This is a genomic window from Nocardioides speluncae, from assembly GCF_003121585.1.
GTDB lineage: Bacteria > Actinomycetota > Actinomycetes > Propionibacteriales > Nocardioidaceae > Nocardioides > Nocardioides speluncae.
In genome coordinates this window covers 133081-147421 of the sequence record NZ_QEOO01000011.1, presented here as the reverse complement: position 1 = coordinate 147421, position 14341 = coordinate 133081, and the positions used below count along the sequence as shown (strand labels likewise).

17 protein-coding genes are annotated in these 14341 nt (G+C 70.6%); 12 read left to right on the top strand and 5 right to left on the bottom strand.

Going from position 1 to position 14341, the window contains the following annotated elements:
* Positions 1–8: 8 nt before the first annotated feature.
* The gene (locus tag DDV73_RS05590) at positions 9–581 is read right to left on the bottom strand and encodes a DinB family protein (protein WP_109506239.1); all 573 of its coding nucleotides are present in this window, start codon (positions 579–581) and stop codon (positions 9–11) included.
* 121 nt (positions 582–702) lie between these two features.
* Here DDV73_RS05590 and DDV73_RS05585 point away from each other — a divergent pair, with 121 nt between their 5' ends.
* Genes DDV73_RS05585 through DDV73_RS05570 form a run of 4 tightly spaced genes read left to right on the top strand, consistent with a single transcriptional unit; the run spans position 703 to position 3650 of the window.
* On the top strand, positions 703–2055 hold the full coding sequence (locus DDV73_RS05585; protein ID WP_109506238.1) for a hypothetical protein: 1353 nt from the start codon (positions 703–705) through the stop codon (positions 2053–2055).
* Positions 2042–2539: a SigE family RNA polymerase sigma factor gene (locus tag DDV73_RS05580; RefSeq protein WP_109506237.1), complete on the top strand. Its 498-nt coding sequence runs from the start codon at positions 2042–2044 to the stop codon at positions 2537–2539. The genes DDV73_RS05585 and DDV73_RS05580 overlap by 14 nt, the downstream gene beginning before the upstream one ends.
* Positions 2540–2561: 22 nt before the next feature.
* Entirely contained in the window at positions 2562–3215 is a 654-nt protein-coding gene (locus tag DDV73_RS05575; protein WP_154402618.1) for a DUF3105 domain-containing protein, read from the top strand.
* Between the two features lie 30 nt (positions 3216–3245).
* On the top strand, positions 3246–3650 hold the full coding sequence (locus DDV73_RS05570; RefSeq protein WP_206050725.1) for a YjbQ family protein: 405 nt from the start codon (positions 3246–3248) through the stop codon (positions 3648–3650).
* Here the strand turns inward: DDV73_RS05570 and DDV73_RS05565 are convergent.
* The 3 genes from DDV73_RS05565 to DDV73_RS05555 all read right to left on the bottom strand — a co-directional run bounded on the left by DDV73_RS05565 (position 3647) and on the right by DDV73_RS05555 (position 6012).
* Complete coding sequence (locus DDV73_RS05565; protein ID WP_109506234.1) at positions 3647–4183, bottom strand: 23S rRNA (adenine(2058)-N(6))-methyltransferase Erm(C); 537 nt, start codon at positions 4181–4183, stop codon at positions 3647–3649. The two genes, DDV73_RS05570 and DDV73_RS05565, sit on opposite strands and share 4 nt — an antisense overlap.
* Positions 4184–4264: 81 nt before the next feature.
* Complete coding sequence (locus DDV73_RS05560; protein ID WP_206050724.1) at positions 4265–5314, bottom strand: S-adenosylmethionine:tRNA ribosyltransferase-isomerase; 1050 nt, start codon at positions 5312–5314, stop codon at positions 4265–4267.
* Entirely contained in the window at positions 5311–6012 is a 702-nt protein-coding gene (locus DDV73_RS05555; RefSeq protein ID WP_109506403.1) for an SDR family NAD(P)-dependent oxidoreductase, read from the bottom strand. Before DDV73_RS05555 ends, DDV73_RS05560 begins: the two co-directional genes overlap by 4 nt.
* A 126-nt stretch (positions 6013–6138) precedes the next feature.
* Here DDV73_RS05555 and DDV73_RS05550 point away from each other — a divergent pair, with 126 nt between their 5' ends.
* The 7 genes from DDV73_RS05550 to DDV73_RS05520 all read left to right on the top strand — a co-directional run bounded on the left by DDV73_RS05550 (position 6139) and on the right by DDV73_RS05520 (position 12337).
* Positions 6139–6585: an SRPBCC family protein gene (locus DDV73_RS05550; RefSeq protein ID WP_109506233.1), complete on the top strand. Its 447-nt coding sequence runs from the start codon at positions 6139–6141 to the stop codon at positions 6583–6585.
* A gap of 36 nt (positions 6586–6621) precedes the next feature.
* Positions 6622–6993 (top strand): hypothetical protein, encoded by a 372-nt coding sequence (locus DDV73_RS05545; RefSeq protein ID WP_109506232.1) that lies wholly within the window; start codon positions 6622–6624, stop codon positions 6991–6993.
* A gap of 35 nt (positions 6994–7028) precedes the next feature.
* Positions 7029–7463, top strand: coding sequence for an NUDIX domain-containing protein (locus DDV73_RS05540; RefSeq protein WP_109506231.1), 435 nt, complete (start codon positions 7029–7031; stop codon positions 7461–7463).
* On the top strand, positions 7460–7897 hold the full coding sequence (locus DDV73_RS05535) for an NUDIX domain-containing protein (protein ID WP_109506230.1): 438 nt from the start codon (positions 7460–7462) through the stop codon (positions 7895–7897). The genes DDV73_RS05540 and DDV73_RS05535 overlap by 4 nt, the downstream gene beginning before the upstream one ends.
* Positions 7894–8817: an SMP-30/gluconolactonase/LRE family protein gene (locus DDV73_RS05530; RefSeq protein ID WP_109506229.1), complete on the top strand. Its 924-nt coding sequence runs from the start codon at positions 7894–7896 to the stop codon at positions 8815–8817. Before DDV73_RS05535 ends, DDV73_RS05530 begins: the two co-directional genes overlap by 4 nt.
* 63 nt (positions 8818–8880) lie before the next feature.
* Positions 8881–10785: a 1-deoxy-D-xylulose-5-phosphate synthase gene (gene dxs, locus DDV73_RS05525; RefSeq protein ID WP_109506228.1), complete on the top strand. Its 1905-nt coding sequence runs from the start codon at positions 8881–8883 to the stop codon at positions 10783–10785.
* Between the two features lie 43 nt (positions 10786–10828).
* Positions 10829–12337 carry an amino acid permease gene (locus DDV73_RS05520; RefSeq protein ID WP_109506227.1) on the top strand — a complete coding sequence of 503 codons (1509 nt, stop codon included), beginning with the start codon at positions 10829–10831 and terminating at the stop codon, positions 12335–12337.
* A gap of 106 nt (positions 12338–12443) precedes the next feature.
* Here the strand turns inward: DDV73_RS05520 and DDV73_RS05515 are convergent, their stop codons facing one another.
* Positions 12444–13196 (bottom strand): L,D-transpeptidase family protein, encoded by a 753-nt coding sequence (locus DDV73_RS05515; RefSeq protein ID WP_240617136.1) that lies wholly within the window; start codon positions 13194–13196, stop codon positions 12444–12446.
* A 171-nt stretch (positions 13197–13367) separates the two neighbouring features.
* Here DDV73_RS05515 and DDV73_RS05510 point away from each other — a divergent pair, with 171 nt between their 5' ends.
* Positions 13368–14300: a proteasome assembly chaperone family protein gene (locus tag DDV73_RS05510; RefSeq protein ID WP_109506226.1), complete on the top strand. Its 933-nt coding sequence runs from the start codon at positions 13368–13370 to the stop codon at positions 14298–14300.
* Positions 14301–14341 lie beyond the last annotated feature (41 nt).

Below are 14341 nucleotides of genomic sequence, written 5' to 3'. Positions count from 1 at the left end.
CGCCGTGGTCAGGGCACCGGGAAGTCTTGAGGAGGGCCTTCTCCGGTAGACCCGTCGACTTGCTCACGGAGCAGGTCGGCGTGCCCGGTGTGGCGGGCGTACTCCTCGATCATGTCCGCCAGCAACCGGCGCAGGCTCATCCCGTTTGGGGTCGTCTGATCCAGCCCACCGCGGGACAGCGCCTCTGCCAGCGCGTCGCGGGAGCGGTGCACAGTGTCGACCCAGAGCGCACGCAGCGCATCGGGGGTGTCATCGGCCGCCGTACTCCAGGCCCAGTCGTCCCAGTCACTCTCGACGTCCAGTTGGTCAAACGGCGCCCTGAACTGACGACCGGCGAGCCTGTGCTGGAAGTAGAGCTCCTCGACCCACGCCAGGTGTTTGAGCAGGCCTCCCAGCGTGACCGACGACGCGCCGAGCCGCAGACGCAGCCCCTCGGCGCTCACCCCGGCGCACTTCCACGCGAACGTGCGCCTGTTGCGTTCCAGGGTGATCACAGCCGTGTCGACCTCGTCGCCGCGCATAAAACGCTCGATGTCCCACTCCGGCGGCTGGCCAGGCGTGAAGCCGAAGGCGCTCGTCATGCGAGCAACCATAGGCATGCCTCCGGACGGGTGGCGTCAGAATTTCTGAGCCACCCGCCCCTCCAACGCGGGCTCGGCGGACGTATGTACCTGTGACGATGTAACGCACGAGGAGGAAACCGTGTCCGGAGAGCTGCGCGAGCGCCTCGGCGACCTGGCTGACCAGGCGCCGGCCACCGCGCCGATGCCCAACCTCTGGGAACAGGGCCGCCGCTACGGGCGCCGTCGCACCCTGACCCAGGTCGCGGTCGCGTCGTGCTGCCTGCTGCTCGCCGTCGGCGTGGGCACGGCGTGGGCCCAGCTGCGTGAGCCCGAGTTCCCTCCAGCGCGCGGCGACGAACCCGTGTACCTACCCGATCGCCTCTACAACCCGAGCCCGTGGTTGCCGGGTACGGACGACGAAGGGCCACTCGGACTGCTGGTCGCGATCATTGACGCCGAGCGGCGAAGTTGGATCTCCTCGCACAGCGGCCTTGTCGGCGTCTCCGCAACGACAGGCGACTATCGGTTCCTCGATGTTCCCGGCTGTGCTTGTGACTCGTTCGACGAGTCGCCACTCCTGTCGCCCGATGGGAGGTATGTCGCCTACCCGATCGTCGGCGACACGTCGGGCGAACCAAACACCGTGCGGGATAAGCCGGTCACCGGGCTCGCCATCTACGACGCGATCACCGGTGAGACTGTGCGCCACTCGGTCGAGTCCGCACACGGACTGGCGGACATCCAGATGGCCTGGATCGACGGCCACCTATGGTTCAACCTGTCCCACTGGAAGCACGGCGGAGCTGATGGTGCCAGCGGCGGTCCGATCAGGGTTTGGAGCTGGGATCCGGTCGCGGACGATGTTGCGCGACTCGCCGCCGCCGACAACCTCGACCTTGAGCTCGACGTGGTTGGGCGCGACCAGATCGGGACCATGTCGGACGGTTCGTCGCGGCTCCGGATCCTCGGCGACCGAGAGGACCTGAGCCACCCGCCGTTCACCATCAAACGAACGACCCTGGGCGGCTTCTTCGCCGACCCGACCAAGAAGAGGATCGCGACCGTTGGGGGTGGCGCGGACGAGACGATGTCGGACGGCAAGCCGCAACCGATCCTGGTCGGCACCGTACCGCTGGGGAAGAAGACCACCACGACCGTCGCGATGAACCGCGTTCCTCGGTTCCGGACCTATCGGCTCGTTGGCTGGCGCGACGTGAATCACGTGCTCGCCCACAACGGTGACTCGCCGTGGCTGATGAGCGTCGACGTACAAACTGGCGCCGCCGAACGCGTGACTCGACTGCCCGACGTCAACTGGGGAACCGGCACTCAGATCGCCAGCGACATGCTGACAGCGCCGATTGCGGAGGCGAAGGCGCCTCCGGCGCCGTGGGATCCGCGGGTGAAGCTCGGGCTGTCAGTGGGCGCGGTCGCCGCGGGCATCTGGGGACTCGTGACCCTGCTCCGGTGGAGGCGTCGTGGCCGGGCCTGAGGAGTTCGAGGAGTTCGTGGCGGCGCGGACGGCGGCGCTGCTGCGGACGGCGTACCTGCTGACAGGCAACCATCACGATGCCGAGGATCTGGTTCAGACCGCGCTGGTCAAGGTGGTGCCGCACTGGAGGCGGATCAACGGCAACCCGGAGGCGTACGTGCGCCGGATCCTGGTCCACGAGAACGTCTCCCGCTGGCGGCGCCGCCGGTGGCGCGAGGTGAGCAGTGAGCGGGCGCCGGAGCCGCGGGCGCCGAGCGAGCCGACCGACGAGCGGCTCGCCCTGCAGCAGGCCCTGGCCAAGCTGGCGCCCCGGCAGCGAGCGGTGATCGTGCTGCGCTACTTCGACGACCAGACCGAGGCCGAGACCGCTCGGCTGCTCGGCGTCTCGGTGGGGACGGTCAAGTCGCAGACCCGGGACGCGCTGACCAGGCTGCGTCAGCACCTGCCCGACCTCGAGGGCGACTGGCTGCCGGTGCCGTCGTGACGGTATGGCAGCATGCCGGACCGTGTACGACGCCCAGCTGCCGCCGCCCTATCCGCAGCCCCTCCCGCAGCGCCAGCGACGTCCGGTCGCGGGCGTGGTGCTCGCCGTACTCTCCGCGGTGCTGGTGCTGCTGGTCGCCATCACCGTTCCGGTCGTGATCGCGGTCCAGCGCGAGGAGCGGACCGCGGCGCTCGGGCCGGCGGCGGGCAGCGGCGAGCAGGCGGCGACGCTCGACGAGGTGGAGGAGTACCAGTCGCGGCGGGATCACACCGACGACGACGTGGACTACCCGCAGACCCCTCCGGTCGGCGGGCCGCACGCCGACGAGTGGCTGCAGTGCGGGGTGTACGACAAGCCGGTGCGCGACGAGAACGCGGTGCACTCGCTGGAGCACGGCACGATCTGGATCACCTACGACGCGGACGCGGTCGACGGCGACGGCGTCGCCGCGCTGGCCGAGGTGCTGCCCGACGAGGGCATCATCTCGCCGTACCCCGACCTGCCGGTTCCGGTCGTGGTGACGGTGTGGGACCGCCAGCTGCAGCTCGAGGGCGCCGACGACCCGCGGCTCGCGCTCTTCCTGGACGAGTACGGCGACGGCCACTCCTCGCCCGAGGCGAGGGCTTCGTGCGAGGGCGGCGTGAGCGGAGACAACGAGCCGACGGTGCCGGCCTGACCGGCCGGGCAGCGTGACAGTCTGGTCGGCGTGGACTCCGAGACCAAGAGCTACCGGACCGGCGACGAAGAGACCGTCCTCGACCTGACGGCCGATGCGGCGGACTTCGTCGCCGGGCGCGGCGTCGGCCTGCTCCAGGTGTTCGTGCCGCACGCGACCGCCGGGCTGGCGATCCTCGAGACCGGCGCCGGCAGCGACCTGGACCTGCTGATGGCACTGCGCGAGCTGCTGCCGGCCGACGACCGCTGGCGGCACCGGCACGGCTCACCTGGCCACGGCCGATCGCACGTGATGCCGGCGCTGATCCCGCCGTACGCCACCGTTCCGGTCCTCGGCGGCCGGCTCGCGCTCGGCACCTGGCAGAGCATCTGCCTGGTCGACCTGAACATCGACAACGCCGAGCGCGAGGTCCGGTTCAGCTTCCTGGCCGGCTAGGGTCGTGTCGCCCGGACCCGCAGCACCGCCGAGTCGACCTGGGGCGGCGGCGCGAACGCGGACCGAGGCACCGGCATCCCGACCTCGAGCTGGTACCGGCGCGCATGCCGGGCGCGCGGCGGCGAGCCGGCCAGCCGCCGGGCCGCGGTCCGCTGCAGGACCAGGTCGGCCGACAGCAGCCGGTCGGTGCCGAGCAGCAGCCGGAGGACCGAGGTCGACAGCTGATACGGCGGGCTCGCGACCACCCGGAACGGCCGGCGCGGTAGCCGCAGCCCGGCCAGGTCGGTGCGGACCACGGTGACCGGCCGGTCGGCGTACCGCTCCCGGAGCTGCGCGGCCCGCCGCGGGTGCAGCTCGACGGCGATCACCCGGGCACCGGCGTCGAGGAGTGGCTCGGTCAGGGCGCCGGTGCCGGCGCCGAGGTCGAGCACGAGGTCGCCCGGAGCGACAGGGGAGGCGTCGACCACGCGTCGCGCCCAGTGGTCACGAAGCGGATGCCAGCCCCACGCCCTCCGGGACGGCTGCCCGGACACGACGCACCATCACGAACATGTTCATGACTGCGACGCTATCGACGTGCCCGGGCAGACGCAGGTGGTTTTCTACGCCGGTCGTCAGGGCAGCAGCAGCATGGTGTCGCCGAACTCGTGCCACAGGTAGGACGGCCCGTCGGGCCGGGTGATCTCCCGATAGGCGGACGCCACCAGGTCGCGGCCGGCGACCGCCTCCAGCAGGTGCAGGTGGCTGGCCTCGGGCTCGTGGAGACCGGTAAGCAGCCCGGTGACCACCCGTGCCGGCCGCTCCGGACCGAGCACGAGCGAGGTCCAGCCTGCCGACGGCACAACCCGGTCGCCCGCGGCCGCCGACTCCAGCGCCCGCGCGACGGTGGTGCCGACCGCGACGACCCGGCGGCCCGCCTGTCGCGCCGAGTTCACCAGCCGTGCGGTCGTGGCCGGCACCAGGTAGCGCTCGGGCTGCGGCGGCTCGTGCGACTCCTGGCTGGAGACGCCGGTGTGTAGCACGATCGGCGCGATCGTCACGTCGCGCGCCATCAGCCTGACCAGCAGCTCGGCGGTGAGCGGCCGGCCGGCGGACGGCATCTCCGCGCTGCCGAGCCCGTCGGGGTGCCGGCGGTCGGCGTACACGTTCTGCAGCGTGTCGAGCGGCCACTCGCCGTCGAGGTAGGAGTAGCGGATCGGGTGCCCGTGCTGATCCAGGTAGTCGACCGCGGAGACCGCCGGCAGCGGCACAGCCCGCCACAACCGGGTCTGTCTGGCCGGGTGCGGCGCGATGACCCGGAGCCGGACTCCGCCGGGCAGGCGGAGCACTTCCCCGGCCGTCGGCAGTGCCGGCCCGGCGCGGTCGGGCAGCCGTACCTCCACCACCCAAGAGCCGTCGTCGAGCTCGGTGGAGAAATGCAGCGTGGTGGGGCAGCCGTGCCGCTCGATGTCGACAGCAGCCGGCAGGGTGGCGCTGGTGTTGACGACCAGGAGGTCGCCCGGCCGGAGGAAGTCGGCGAGGTCGCGGGCCCGGGCGTGCACCACTCCGGACCGGCTCGCCACCGCCAGCCTGACGCCGTCCCGGGTCAGCCCACGGGCCTCGGGCGGGACGGTCGCCTCGTTGGCGTCGGGTACGTCGAAGCGGACGGCCAGCTCGGTGCTCACGCGGGCACCTCCGCCGGCGAGGCGCCGACCTCGGCCGCGCGGTAGCGGCCGGACGGCAGTCCGCTGCTCAGCACCCGCAGGATCGACGGCACCGCCGCCCACGGCTCGGGCCGGTCGGAGATGTCCTCGCCCGGGAAGGCGTCCTGGTGCATCGCGGTGCGCATGTCGCCGGGGTCGACGGCGTACACGTTGAGCAGCGGCTCCTCGGCGGCCAGGATCCTGCTGGCGTGGTCGAGTGCCGCCTTCGACGAGCCGTAGCCGCCCCACGTCTCGTACGGCTCGACGGCCGCGTCCGAGGAGAGGTCCAGCACCGTCCCGTGGTTCGCGCGGAGCTGGGGGAGCAGCTCGCGGACCAGCGCGAGCGGGGCGACCACGTTGGTGTCGAGGATGCGGAGGTACGTCGCGGGGTCCAGGTCGGCGAACGCCGGCAGCGGGCTGGCGCCGAGGGTGCTGGCGTTGTTGACCAGCAGGTTCGCCCCGCCGAGGGCGGCGGCCGCGGCGGCGAGCTGGGTCCGGTGCTCCGGGTCGGTCACGTCGCCCGGGACGGGGGAGTGGTTGCCGGGGAGGTCGGCGAAGGCGGCGGCGAGTGCCTGGGCGTCGCGGGCGTCGCCGACCACCTGCCAGCCGCCGCGGGCGAGGGCCCGGGCGAGCTCGAGGCCGAGTCCCTGCGAGGCTCCGGTGATGACTGCGACAGGCATGTTGGTCTCCTTGGTGTTGACGTGCGTCGAGGTGTCACCACCAGCCTGCAAGTTAAAGTGAACTTGAATTCAAGGGGCTGGCTCGAATTCCTGACAGCGGCGAGCGGCGGATGCTCCAATGGCGGAGTGCGGTTCACCGTCGAGACGACGGCTTCGCCCGAGCAGGTACTGCGGGCGATGACGGACTTCAGCGACCGCCGGCTGCAGACCTGGAGCCGCACGCTCGACCCGAAGCGGTACGAGGTGCGCGGTCAGGGGGACACCTGGGCGCTGGCGAAGGAAGCGAGTCCTGGATCGCCGTTCTGGGTGGTCGCCCGCTACGACTGGTCCGACCCCGCCGTGATCCGCTGGACGGTCGAGGAGAGCAGCTACGGAGGCACTGGCGACGGCGTGGTTCGGATCGAGCCGGGACGCGACGGAGGCGCCCGGCTGCGGGTGGAGTGGGGTAACGCCGGTGCGCGCGCCGCACAGAAGCCGCTGCTCTTCGTGCTCCACCTCCGCCCGATGGGCTGGGTCGTCTCCCGGATGTGGACCACTGCCTTGAACCGCTATGCGGAGTCCGAGGCGAGCTAAGCGAACATATGTTCGAGAATCGGCTATGGTGGGAGCATGCCCACCTACGTCGCCCCACCGGGCTGGCCGTCGCAGGTTCGTGAGCCAGGTGCGCCGGGCTGGGAGCGGAGCGCGGTCAACTGGCTGCTCGACATCAGCCCGCCCGACTACCGCGGCTACCTCACGCTGCGCCGGCACCCACTCCTGCTCGTGCGCTTCGCGCTGCACCACGTCGAGGCGAGTCAGGCGGCCTGCCGGCGCGGCCTGAGCGAGGCGAGGGTGGAGTTCCGTGACCTCGCCGACCTGGACACGATCGAGGCCGCGATCCAGACCTGGCACGTCGAGCAGGCCCGGCTCCTCGGCGTACGCCGCGCGGTCGGCCTGGTCGAGGAGGCTCTCCGCGGCCGCCGATTCGTCGCGAGACTGTAGAGCCAGGCCCAGCGCGCGCCGGTAACGTCTCCGTCGTGCGTCGGTTCGCGAGCGTGATCCTGGTCGACCCCAAGGGGCGAGTGCTGCTCCAGGAGCGGGACGAGCACCCGCTGATCGACCCGGAGCGCTGGGGCTTCGTCGGCGGCTCGGTGGAGCCGGGCGAGGCCGACGAGGCGGCCGCCTACCGCGAGCTCGCGGAGGAGACCGGCGTCCACCTCGACGGCGGGCTTGAGCTGTACGGCGAGTTCACGGTCCACCACGTCGAGACCCGGAGCGACGACCAGGTCCAGGTCTGGACGGCAGCCACCTCACTCGACGACGCCGACATCGTGGTCGGGGAGGGGCGGCAGATCGTGTTCGTCGAGCCAGCGACCGTGTCGAGTCTCAGCCTGACCGCGGCCGCACGGGCGGTGCTGATCGACTACCTCGACTCATCGATGTACCGGCGGCTGAGCGGAGCCGGCGCATGATCGCGGAGCGGGTCGCGGCGGCGATCCTGGTCGACAGCCGGGGCTGGCTGCTGCTCCAGGAGCGCGACGCGCATGCCCCGCGGGCCGCCAACCAGTGGGGCCTTCCGGGTGGGCATGTCGAGTCCGGTGAGGAGTTCGAGCAGGCCGTGCACCGCGAGCTGCTCGAGGAGACCGGGCTCCGGACGGCCGAGCTGACGCTGTGGGCCGCGGAGCAGCGCCGCGACTACGACGACGCGGAGCCGGTCAGCTACCAGATCTTCGTCGGCGCCATCGTAGCCACCGACGACGACATCGTCCTCGGCGAAGGCAGGCAGATCGTGTTCGTGGCCCCGGAGGTGGTCCCGACGCTCGACCGGGCCGCGGCAGCGGCCCACTTCACGTCCGCCTTCCTCGCCTCGGACACCTATCGACGGCTGACAGGAGCCAGCTCATGACCTTCAAGGTTCACCAGATGCCGGCGATGGGCGCCGAGGACGTGGTCGTCGGCCTCGGCGGCAAGCACGAGGGTGCGGTCTTCACCGGCACCGAGGACGGCAGCATCTACCGGCTGTCCCACGACGGGGCCCGGGTCGACCGGGTCGCGCACACCGGAGGCCGGCCGCTCGGCATCGAGGTGGACCCCGACGGGCGGCTGCTGGTCTGCGACGCGCACCGCGGCGTACTCCGGGTCGACCCGGACTCAGGCGGCGTCGAGCAGCTCACCGACCGGGTCAACGGCGTCAAGATGATGTTCTGCAACAACGCCGCGATCGCCACGAGCGGCGACGTGTGGTTCTCCGACTCCTCCAAGCACTTCAGCATCGAGAAGTGGAAGGACGACTTCGTCCAGAACACCCGCACCGGGCGGTTGCTGGTGATGCGGCCCGACGGCCGGGTCGAGGTGAAGCTGGAGCGGCTGGCGTTCGCGAACGGGGTGGCGCTGGCGCGGGGCGAGTCGTACGTCGCGGTTGCCGAGACCGGCGCCCGGACCGTGGCCCGGCTCTGGCTGACCGGCGCGAAGGCCGGGCAGCGCGACTTCCTGGCTACCGACCTGCCGGGCTACCCGGACAACATCGCGCGCGGCAGCGACGGTCTGATCTGGGTGACGATCGCCTCACCGACCGACGCGGTGGTGGAGCGGCTGCAGCAGGCGCCGATGTGGGTACGGCGCCAGGTCACCCGGATCCCCGAGCGGGCGCAGCCCAAGCCCAAGCGCACGGTCCGCGCCCAGGCGTTCGACGACACCGGTGCGCTGGTCCACGACGTCGACGTCGAGACCTCGGACTATCACATGGCCACCGGCGTCCGTGAGCACGACGGCCGGGTCTGGTTCGGCAGCCTGCACGAGCCGGCAGTTGCCGTAGTCGACCTCTGAACGCGTTCAAGAGCCCGTTAGACTCGGACGACCTGCCACCGACAGACCGGAGGATCGGCCGACATGGGCTACCTGGAGTCGATCACGACCCCGCGTGACCTGCGCGACCTCAGCGGGACCCAGCTGGATGACCTCGCGGCGGAGGTTCGCGACACCCTGGTCCGGACCTGCTCACGCACCGGCGGCCACCTCGGCCCCAACCTCGGCGTGGTCGAGCTGACCCTGGCCATCCACCGGGTCTTCGACTCGCCGACCGACCGTGTCGTGTTCGACACCGGACACCAGGCCTACGTCCACAAGCTGCTGACGGGCCGCCACGAGAGCTTCGGCACGCTGCGCCAGGAGGGTGGGGTCAGCGGCTACCCGAGCCAGTCCGAGTCCGACCACGACATCGTGGAGAACTCGCACGCCTCCACCGCGCTCTGCTACGCCGACGGGCTCGCGAAGGCCTACGCGATCCGCGGCGAGGACCGCCACGTCGTGGCCGTGATCGGCGACGGCGCGCTCACCGGCGGCATGGCCTGGGAGGCGCTCAACAACATCGCGATCGCCAAGAAGAGCCGGCTGGTGATCGTGGTCAACGACAACGGCCGCTCGTACACCCCGACCATCGGCGGTCTCGCCGAGGCGCTGTCCAGCCTGCGCACCAACCCGCGCTACGAGCAGGTGCTCGACCTGGTGAAGCGGCGGCTGACCGCGGTCCCGGCGGTCGGCAACACGGCGTACGACGCCCTGCACGCGGTCAAGAAGGGGCTCAAGGACGCGCTCGCGCCGCAGGGACTCTTCGAGGACCTCGGCCTGAAGTACGTCGGGCCGGTCGACGGTCACGACCGCGAGGCGATGGAGCACGCCCTCACCCAGGCCAAGCGGTTCGGAGGTCCGGTGATCGTGCACGCGATCACCCGCAAGGGCTTCGGCTACGAGCACGCCGAGCAGCACGAGGCCGACCAGTTCCACTCGCCTGGCGCGTTCGACGTCGAGACCGGCGAGGAGAAGCCCAAGGGCCAGATCTGGACCGACGTGTTCGCCGACGAGATCGTGCGGATCGGCGACCGCCGCAAGGACGTCGTGGCGATTACCGCGGCAATGATGCACCCGGTCGGGCTGCACCACTTCGCCGCGAAGTTCCCCGACCGCACCTTCGACGTCGGCATCGCCGAGCAGCACGCCGCTACGTCGGCCGCGGGGCTGGCGCTCGGCGGGCTGCACCCGGTGGTCGCGATCTATGCGACGTTCCTGAACCGTGCGTTCGACCAGGTGCTGATGGACGTCGCCCTGCACAAGTGCGGAGTGACGTTCGTGCTCGACCGCTCCGGCGTGACCGGCGACGACGGCGCCAGCCACAACGGCATGTGGGACATGTCGATCCTGCAGGTGGTGCCGGGCCTCCGGCTGGCGGCCCCGCGCGACGGTGCCCGGCTGCGTGAGCTGCTCGGCGAGGCGGTGCAGGTCGACGACGCACCGACCGTGGTGCGCTTCCCGAAGGGCCCGCCGCCGGCCGACATCGAGGCGGTCGGCAAGGCGGGCGGCGCGGACGTGCTGGTCCGCAACGGCACCAAGGACGTGCTGATCGTCGCGGTCGGCTCGATGGGTGCGGTCGGAGTCGAGGTGGCCGAGCGGCTGGTTGCGCAGGGCATCGGCGTCACCGTCGTCGACCCGCGGTGGGTCAAGCCGGTCGACCCGGCGATCATCGACCTGGCGCGCGAGCACCGGCTGGTGGTCAGCATCGAGGACAACGGCAAGGTCGGCGGCTGTGGCGCCGTACTCCTGCAGACGCTGAACGACGCCGGCGTGCACACTCCGTTCCGGCTGCACGGCATCCCGCAGGAGTTCCTCGACCACGCGAAGCGGGCGGCCATCCTGGAGCGGATCGGGCTGACCCCGCAGGCGATCGCGCTGGAGATCGTGGAGGACATCACCGCCCTCACCGATGGACGAACCGAGCTCGCACCAAATAGTCCCTCCTGACCGGCTGTCCGACAGGCCGGTTCGGCCACTACGGTGAGGCGGTATGGATCTCTTCCGTACCAAGTCGGTCGAGCAGTCGATCGCCGAGACAGATGAGCCCGAGCATCGCCTGAAGAAGAACCTCGGCGCCCTCGACCTGGTGGTCTTCGGCGTCGGCGTGATCATCGGCGCCGGCATTTTCGTCTACACCGGCCGGGTCGCCGCGACCAACTCCGGCCCCGCCATCGCCCTGTCCTTCGTGATCGCCGGTGTCGCCTGCGCGCTGGCCGCGCTCTGCTACGCCGAGTTCGCGTCGACGGTGCCGGTCGCCGGCAGTGCTTATACCTTCAGCTACGCCACCTTCGGCGAGCTGATCGCCTGGATCATCGGCTGGGACCTGGCGCTGGAGTTCACCGTCGGTGCGGCCGCGCTCTCGGTCGGCTTCTCGGGCTATCTGCAGAATCTGCTCGACGGGACGTTCCTGGAGATCCCGACCTCGCTCGCGTCGGCCGAGGACGGCCTGTTGAACCTGCCCGCGGTGCTGATCGCGCTGCTGGTCACGTTCGTGCTGATCCGCGGGATCAAGCTGTCCAGCCGGATCAACCAGGTCGTCGTGGCGATCAAGCTGGCGGTGATCGCGGCGGTGATCATCTTCGGCATCGCGCACATCAAGTCCAGCAACTACACGCCGTTCATCCCCGAGTCCCAGCCGACCGGCGACGCCGACGGCTCATTCCTGAAGCTGCCGTTGATCACCTCGCTGTTCGGCCTGGAGCCGGCGGTGTTCGGCGTGGCCGGGGTCGTGGCCGGCGCCGCTGTCGTCTTCTTCGCGTTCATCGGCTTCGACGTCGTCGCGACCACCGCGGAGGAGACCAGGAACCCGCAGCGCGACGTACCGATCGGCGTCCTCGGCTCGCTCGCGATCGTGACCGGGCTGTACGTCGCGGTCAGCCTGGTGATCACCGGCATGCAGAGCTACACCGACATCGATCCCGAGGACGCCGCCCCGCTCGCCACCGCGTTCGACGCGGCCGGCGTGAGCTGGATGGGCGACCTGATCGCGACCGGCGCCTGCATCGGGCTCACGGTCGTCGTCCTGATCCTGATGCTCGGCCAGACCCGGGTCGCGTTCGCGATGGCGCGCGACGGGCTGCTGCCGATCAGTCTGGCGAAGGTGCACCCGGAGTTCGGTACGCCGTACCGGATCACGATGATCACCGGTGTCGTGGTCGCGGTGATGGCCGGCTTCGTGAGCTTCGAGACGCTCGGCGACCTGGTCAGCATCGGCACGCTTTTCGCGTTCATCCTCGTCAGCATCGGCGTGGTGGTGCTGCGGCGTACCCGGCCGGACCTGCCGCGCGCGTTCCGGACTCCACTGGCGCCTGTCGTGGCCACGCTGTCGGTGCTGCTGTGCCTCTACTTGATGCTGAACCTGGTCGGCGAGACCTGGGTCCGGTTCGGGGTGTGGATGGCGCTCGGCTTCGTTGTCTACTTCGTCTACAGCCATCGCAACAGCCGGCTAGGCGCGCACGGCGACCAGAGGCCCGGGGAGCCGCTCACCAAGCAGATCTGAGCGGCCTCGGCACCATTGCGAGGAAGCCGAGACATCGCACGCAACAGGGGTACCCGTCCGAATCGGACGGGTACCCCTGTTGGTTCGCCTGCCGTGTGCCGTTGGGTCAGCCCTTCAGCACGACCTTGGTGGCCCTCTCGGTGAAGTCCCAGACCCGCTGCGACAGCGCCTTGCTCATCCGGACGCAGCCGTGCGACTCATTGAGGTTGGTGCCGAGGATGTAGTCGGCGTGGATTGGCGCGCCGTTCGAGATGTAGCGCGGGATCCCGTGGAAGCCGAAGCCGCACGGCGCCCAGCGGACGAAGTTGTCGAGCCAGAGCGTCTTGGAGTTGTCGCGGTTCAGCTTGATCCGAGCGGCGCGGCCGCAGTAGGAGCCGGTGCGGTAGGTGCCCGGCGGCATGTTCGGGTTGTCGACCACGCCACCCTGGGCCGCGACGGTGCCGTCCGCGCGGACCAGCCAGAGCCAGTTCTGCTTACGGGCGAGCACGATCCGGCGGCCGGTCCCGGTGCCGGACGGCACCGGACGCACGTTGCAGCGACGGGCCTTCGTTGAGTACAGGCGGTTGACGGTGACCCGGTCGAGCCGGCCGTTCTGGGCGAACCCATGCCGGGACTGGAACCGGATGACGGCCGACTTGGTCCAGGTGCCGAAGCTGCCGTCCACTGGCCCGGCGCTGCAGCGCAGCGTGTTGAGCCGCTTCTGGGCCCTCTTGATGCCGGCAGACGCGGACGCCTGTGCGGAGGCCTGTGCGGGGGCCGATGCAGACGCCGGTGCAGATGCTTGCGCGGGCGCGAGGGTGACGCCCAGCGTGAGTGCGGTGATGGCCGCGACTATGACGGCGGCGAGTGGCTTGAACACGGTGTCTCCAACGTTCGTTTCGATTCGAGCGCCGGGCCCTCGTGACCCGACATCAGTGTGACGCAGTTACCGCGCCGGAAGTTGCTTCGCTCCGGAATGCGGTGCGGTGCGGAAGGTGTTGACCGGGGGCCCCTATCGTGGAGGGAGCGCAACCGACAGTGAGGTGTCTTGGTGGTTCAGCCGTCCAACTTCGTCCACATCGTCGACGACCCGGGTCTGGATGACCTCGAGTCGCCGGTGCTGGTGGTCGTGCTCGACGGGTTCCTCGACGCCGGCAACGCCGCCCAGACTGCGGCGGAGCACCTGCTCGGTATCGACACCGGTCCGGTCGTCGCTACCTTCGAGGTCGACGCGTTCTACGACTACCGCGCCCGCCGGCCACCGCTGAGCTTCGTGCGTGACCACTACGAGCAGTACGACGCGCCCAGCCTAGTGGTCCGGCTCCAGCACGACAGCGCGGGCACGCCGTACCTGCTGCTGCGTGGTCCCGAGCCGGACACCTACTGGGAGGCGTTCGCGCGCGCGGTCCGCACCGTCGTCGAGAGGTTCGAGGTCACCCGCGTGGTCTCGCTCGGCTCGGTGCCGATGGGCGTGCCCCACACCCGGCCGATCTCGGTCACCCCGCACGCCAACAACCCGGGCCTAGTGGTCCGTCCCGATCGGCGGTTCCAGGGCGAGCTCCGGGTGCCGTCGAGCGCCCAGTCGCTGCTCGAGCTGCGGCTCGGCCAGTGGCAGCACGACGCGATGGGCTTCGTCGCCCACATCCCGCACTACCTCGCGCAGATGGAGTACCCGCGTGCCGCCGTCGCCCTGCTGGAGGAGCTCGAGCGGGCCACGGCGCTGATGTTCGACCTGGGCTCCCTGCGGACCGCGGCCGAGGAGACCGAGGCCGAGGTGGCTCGTTACCTCGCCGACAACGACGAGGTGCGCACCGTCGTCGAGGGCCTGGAGCGGCAGTACGACGCGTTCCACCGCGCCGAGGAGGCGGGCTCAAACCTGCTCGCCGAGGACCAGCCGCTGCCCACCGGCGAGGAGATCGGCGCGCAGTTCGAGCGGTTCCTGGCCGGGCTCGACGGCCCGGACAACCCCCCGCAGCCGCAGTAGTTCCTTCCACGCGTTGTCAGGCGCGTTTCACCGAAAGAGGC

Bases quoted from the DNA above. Each gene is read 5' to 3' on its own strand.
- DDV73_RS05590 (WP_109506239.1), bottom strand. From the start codon at position 581: ATGACGAGCGCCTTCGGCTTCACGCCTGGCCAGCCGCCGGAGTGGGAC.
- DDV73_RS05555 (WP_109506403.1), bottom strand. From the start codon at position 6,012: ATGCCTGTCGCAGTCATCACCGGAGCCTCGCAGGGACTCGGCCTCGAG.
- DDV73_RS05545 (WP_109506232.1), top strand. From the start codon at position 6,622: ATGCCCACCTACGTCGCCCCACCGGGCTGGCCGTCGCAGGTTCGTGAG.
- DDV73_RS05535 (WP_109506230.1), top strand. From the start codon at position 7,460: ATGATCGCGGAGCGGGTCGCGGCGGCGATCCTGGTCGACAGCCGGGGC.
- DDV73_RS05530 (WP_109506229.1), top strand. From the start codon at position 7,894: ATGACCTTCAAGGTTCACCAGATGCCGGCGATGGGCGCCGAGGACGTG.
- dxs (WP_109506228.1), top strand. From the start codon at position 8,881: ATGGGCTACCTGGAGTCGATCACGACCCCGCGTGACCTGCGCGACCTC.
- DDV73_RS05520 (WP_109506227.1), top strand. From the start codon at position 10,829: ATGGATCTCTTCCGTACCAAGTCGGTCGAGCAGTCGATCGCCGAGACA.